The following is a 4,395-nucleotide window of genomic DNA, read 5'->3' on the forward strand; positions in this document are numbered from 1 at the left end:
GTACGTATGTATATATTGCTTTGTTTGCGGGGAGCCGATTTTTGATGTGGGTGAACAATCTGTTATTTGATTATGTAAGCTCAAAAGTAAGTCAGCGAATATTACGAGAGAAGCGTATAGATGTATTACGTCATTTTTTCTTATTACCATTTGAAGAAAGTGAGAAGGTAAAACAAGGGGAGTTAGAAACATTAGTCGTTTCTGATATTCCGAATTGGGTAAGGTTATATGGATCTATATTAATAGAATACATCCACGCCATTGCACAATTTATTGGTGCGTTCATAGCTCTACAACATATCGATGTACAGTTCATATGGTGGATAACCCCGTTTTTATTTTTAAGTGCAATTGTTCCAATGMTTATGGGGGRAAAAGTAAGAAATATTGCAAGTATTGCTCAAAAAAATCAATCAAGTGTTGTAGAGATGATGTCACAGTTTGTAAAAGGTATACAAGATTTACGTAGTTTACAAAAAGAAAAATGGGCAATTCATTTGTTTAAAGGAGTGACGGCACAATCTTATAAAACAGAAGTAAGGAAGACGATGATACAACATTGTATTGGGATAGTTGGAACGGTAATAGAAACAGGAGCATATATAGTTGTTCTTATTATAGGAGCAAAAAAAATAATAAAAGGGGATATGGAAGTCGGTTCGCTTGTGGCGGTATTAGCTACAATTGAGATGTTATTTTTCCCCGTTCGTTATGCGAGTGATTTATTGATGATGACACAAGTTGCTATTGCTTCGGCAAATCGAGTTTTTTGCTTTTTAGATATACGAGCTGAAGATAGAAATGTAGAAAGAGCGATGGGAATGAAGTTGAAAAATGTTTCATTTCAAGAGAACGGTGAAGGGAAGTATAGAATTAAAAATATTGATTTGCAAATTTATCCAGGCGAACTTATTATCATTGTGGGAGAAAGTGGTGCTGGGAAAACAACCCTATTAAAGTTATTAACAGGGTTATATAAACCGTCAAGTGGTAAGGTTGCTTATTACGGTAAGAAAGCTCGTATGACTACTGTATGGCAGGAACCGCGTTTTTTTCGGACGACAGTAAAAGAGAATATACATTTTCAAGAAGATATCATAGAAAAACAGTTTAAAAAAAGTATTGGACTTGTAAATATGAAGCCAATCTTAAAAAACTTATCGGAAGGGATCCATACTGTACTGCACAAAAGTGGAGAAGAGTTTTCGGGAGGAGAAAGAAAGCGTTTTGCATTACTGCGAGCGATTGTAACAGATCCGAACATCGTTATTTTAGATGAACCGACTGCTGGATTGGATCCGAGTAATCAACAAGCTGTTTGGAATATGATTGAAGGATTAGGAGAAAACGTAACGAGAATTGTGACGACACATGATGTSGAGAGGGCGATGATAGCTGATCGGGTTATTGTCATGAAGAATGGAATTATTGTGGAATGTGGGAATCCTAAAGAATTATTAAATTGCAACTTATTGTGCAAAGAGATGCAAACAAAAAGATAAGAGCTATGTAGCGCTCTTATCTTTATTCAGTCTTATTAAGTTGATACGTATAAGATTCAGGATCGCTAGTACTAAATTCTTTGACTAAAGTAAGTTGATTTGTATCTGGGTTATATTTGAAAATTTTGACCGTACGTTCGCTACTTAGTGATGGATTATATTCTTGAATAGCAAATGTATTTTCACCAATCTGTGTCATATTACTGGTGGAAACATTTTCTATGGAATCGTGAGTTGTAGAAATTTCAACAACTCTCTCACCGTTGAAAAATAAAAGAACGATTACTAAAACAACTAAGCATATTCGTATATAGCGAAGTTCTTTACTTATAGGATGTTCTCCCAAAATAATCATCCTTTCTATAACTATTGTATAGTAGTGGTAGTTATCGTGAAGAAACTAAGAATACCGAGACCGGCTAAAAGGATAAAGGAGATTAAAGCGATAAAGAGACAAATACGTCCAACTTGCTTTTTCTCAGGATCTTTACTGAAGATCGAGATGATCCAAGTGATAATCCCGATTGGGGAAAATATAAAACTAAGAATATATAATAGTATTTTTTCAAATAAATTCATAAAAGTAGCCCCCCTTTTTTGAAGGTTTTACATGTGTGGTTTTCTTCGTATTAGCACTGCTATTATGTAGGAAAGTAAAGAATAAACAGCACTATAAACAAYCCAAGCGTCTAAGTTTTGTAAAGCTATGTGTATATYMAATYTAGAGAYGATAATGAAAAATATAAGTGGAACAGTAAAAGAAATAATAATAGCAGCCCATTTGAATTTGTATAACAAGCCGCTAAAACAAATACATAGTAATGGTAAAGTGAAGAAAACAAAGCTAAAAGGGTTGATAAGTAATTGTAAAATACATAKCAYCTCGCARGTTTTKTATTTTATTTCTAATTATATGATAAAAAGGKAAAWATTTCATCCTAACCGTAAATRTTCTAACTATTTCGAMTGTGAATATTTCCAAGCTTGTCCGTATAAGCTAAAATAAGGTATATAGTATTTTTGTGATTATGTTATAAGAAGATAAACACGTTAGGGTGATATAAAATGTGGCGGAAGCTTACGATTATTGTAGTGTTACTTTGTTTAGCGGGATATGCAGCTTATGAACAGTTTGGTAAAGAGGATCAAGTAGTACAAGAAAAGCCTGCCAAAAGTGAAGCTGCTATGAAAGAGATTTTCGCAAGGAACGGTATTGAAATTGGAAAGAGCGCACCAGATTTTGAATTACCAAAGATAGATGGAACGAATATAAAGTTATCTGATTTAAAAGGGAAGAAAGTTATTTTAAACTTTTGGGCAACGTGGTGTGGGCCTTGTCAGCAAGAAATGCCTGATATGGAGGCTTTCTATAAAGAACATAAAGAAAACGTAGAAATATTAGCTATAAACTATACTCCTTCAGAAAAAGGAGGGGGAGAAGAAAAGGTAAGGAATTTTGCTACGGAAAAAGGAATTACTTTTCCTATTTTATTGGACAAGAACATTGATGTGACAACAGCATATAAAGTAATTACAATCCCAACTTCGTATTTTATAGATACGAAAGGTGTAATTCAAGATAAGTTCATTGGACCGATGACGCAAAAAGAAATGGAGAAACGGATTGCTAAATTAAAATAACGGTGAAAAGGTGGAGATGGAATATAATCATTTCTGCCTTTTCTTTTTCAAGTAGTGAAAGCTTCGTGATATGATAAAAGAAATATAAATGTTTAGAGATAAAGGAGTGTCTGGAGTGGGGAATGTATCCTTACCGTTAGATTATGTTGTAATTGATTTTGAAACAACAGGATTTAACCCTTATAATGATAAAATTATTCAAGTTGCAGCAGTGAAATATCGTAATCATGAACTAGTAGATCAATTTGTATCGTATGTGAATCCAGAGCGTCCAATTCCGATCCGAATTACGAGTTTAACAGGTATTACGAATTATCGTGTTTCAGACGCACCAACAATTGCAGAAATATTGCCTTTGTTTTTGGCATTTCTAGATACAAATATTATCGTGGCACATAATGCTTCTTTTGACATGCGTTTTTTAAAGAGTAATGTAAATATGCTTGGACTACCTGAGCCGAAAAATAAAGTTATCGATACTGTGTTTTTAGCGAAAAAATATATGAAGCATGCGCCTAATCATAAACTTGAAACGTTAAAACGAATGCTTGGAATTCGTTTAAGTTCTCATAATGCATTTGACGATTGTATTACATGTGCAGCTGTTTATCAAAAATGTGCAGCATTTGAAGAAGAAGGAAAAAGAAAAGCGAATAAGGAAGTACTTGATGAAACAGCGGTATTTGAAGCGGTAAAAGAAATGCTTGTACGAAATAAACGTGATATTGAGTGGATTCGTTGTATGAATGTTGGGAGTTATTTAGATATAAAAGCTTTTTACCCAATTATAAGGTTAAAGGTCAAAGGGCGAAAGAAATATGTGTTAACAGAAAAAATGGAAGACGATGTAAGAGAAATTTGTACGAGCTTAAAGTGCGAAGCAGCATTGAAAAGTGAGATTGGCAACACGAGAATTATGATTGACAGTGTAGAGGACATTTTGAAGTTAGAGAGCTACATTGTAGAAGAATACGATTCTGTATTACGAGCGCTGGATGAATATAGAGCAAATAAAGTAAATGCGGATGAAGAAATTAAAAAATATTTAAATATGATGGTGTAAAAAATCCCATGTGCAACATATGCRCATGGGATTTTTTTGTCAAAACATGAAATTTTCTTGCAAATCTGATTAAAGAGTTTTTCATTTGCTCATACTATGTAATAAGAAAACGTAGAAGAAAGGGTGAGCAGCATGAGAAGAAGTCGCCGTAGATCGTTTGAAGAACTTGTAAATGAAAATAAACAACAA

Annotated in this window: 6 protein-coding genes; 4 read left to right on the forward strand and 2 right to left on the reverse strand. The window is 33.6% G+C overall.

Annotated features, from left to right (window positions below):
- Positions 1 to 1,502, forward strand: a 1,502-nt coding sequence (locus AC1DJR_RS18510) for an ATP-binding cassette domain-containing protein (RefSeq protein WP_477003210.1), incomplete at its 5' end; no start/stop codon positions are given.
- A 22-nt stretch (positions 1,503 to 1,524) separates the two neighbouring features.
- Here AC1DJR_RS18510 and AC1DJR_RS18515 read toward each other — a convergent pair.
- A complete protein-coding gene (locus AC1DJR_RS18515; protein WP_429687853.1) occupies positions 1,525 to 1,857 on the reverse strand; it encodes a YmzC family protein in 333 nt (110 codons plus the stop codon).
- A gap of 11 nt (positions 1,858 to 1,868) precedes the next feature.
- Positions 1,869 to 2,081, reverse strand: coding sequence for a hypothetical protein (locus AC1DJR_RS18520; RefSeq protein WP_429687854.1), 213 nt, complete (start codon positions 2,079 to 2,081; stop codon positions 1,869 to 1,871).
- A 486-nt stretch (positions 2,082 to 2,567) separates the two neighbouring features.
- Here AC1DJR_RS18520 and AC1DJR_RS18525 point away from each other — a divergent pair, with 486 nt between their 5' ends.
- The 3 genes from AC1DJR_RS18525 to AC1DJR_RS18535 all read left to right on the forward strand — a co-directional run.
- Positions 2,568 to 3,143 carry a TlpA family protein disulfide reductase gene (locus tag AC1DJR_RS18525; RefSeq protein WP_429687855.1) on the forward strand — a complete coding sequence of 192 codons (576 nt, stop codon included), beginning with the start codon at positions 2,568 to 2,570 and terminating at the stop codon, positions 3,141 to 3,143.
- A gap of 115 nt (positions 3,144 to 3,258) precedes the next feature.
- Positions 3,259 to 4,206 (forward strand): 3'-5' exonuclease, encoded by a 948-nt coding sequence (locus AC1DJR_RS18530; protein ID WP_477003211.1) that lies wholly within the window; start codon positions 3,259 to 3,261, stop codon positions 4,204 to 4,206.
- 132 nt (positions 4,207 to 4,338) lie between these two features.
- Positions 4,339 to 4,395 (forward strand): FbpB family small basic protein (locus tag AC1DJR_RS18535; RefSeq protein ID WP_477003212.1); only part of this gene is annotated, 57 nt, incomplete at its 3' end.

Source organism: Bacillus sp. 05T31, assembly GCF_056396725.1.

What these genes read in the sequence shown, in the direction of transcription:
- AC1DJR_RS18515 (WP_429687853.1), bottom strand. Translation starts at nt 1,857, where the DNA reads ATGATTATTTTGGGAGAACATCCTATAAGTAAAGAACTTCGCTATATA.
- AC1DJR_RS18520 (WP_429687854.1), bottom strand. Translation starts at nt 2,081, where the DNA reads ATGAATTTATTTGAAAAAATACTATTATATATTCTTAGTTTTATATTT.
- AC1DJR_RS18525 (WP_429687855.1), top strand. Translation starts at nt 2,568, where the DNA reads ATGTGGCGGAAGCTTACGATTATTGTAGTGTTACTTTGTTTAGCGGGA.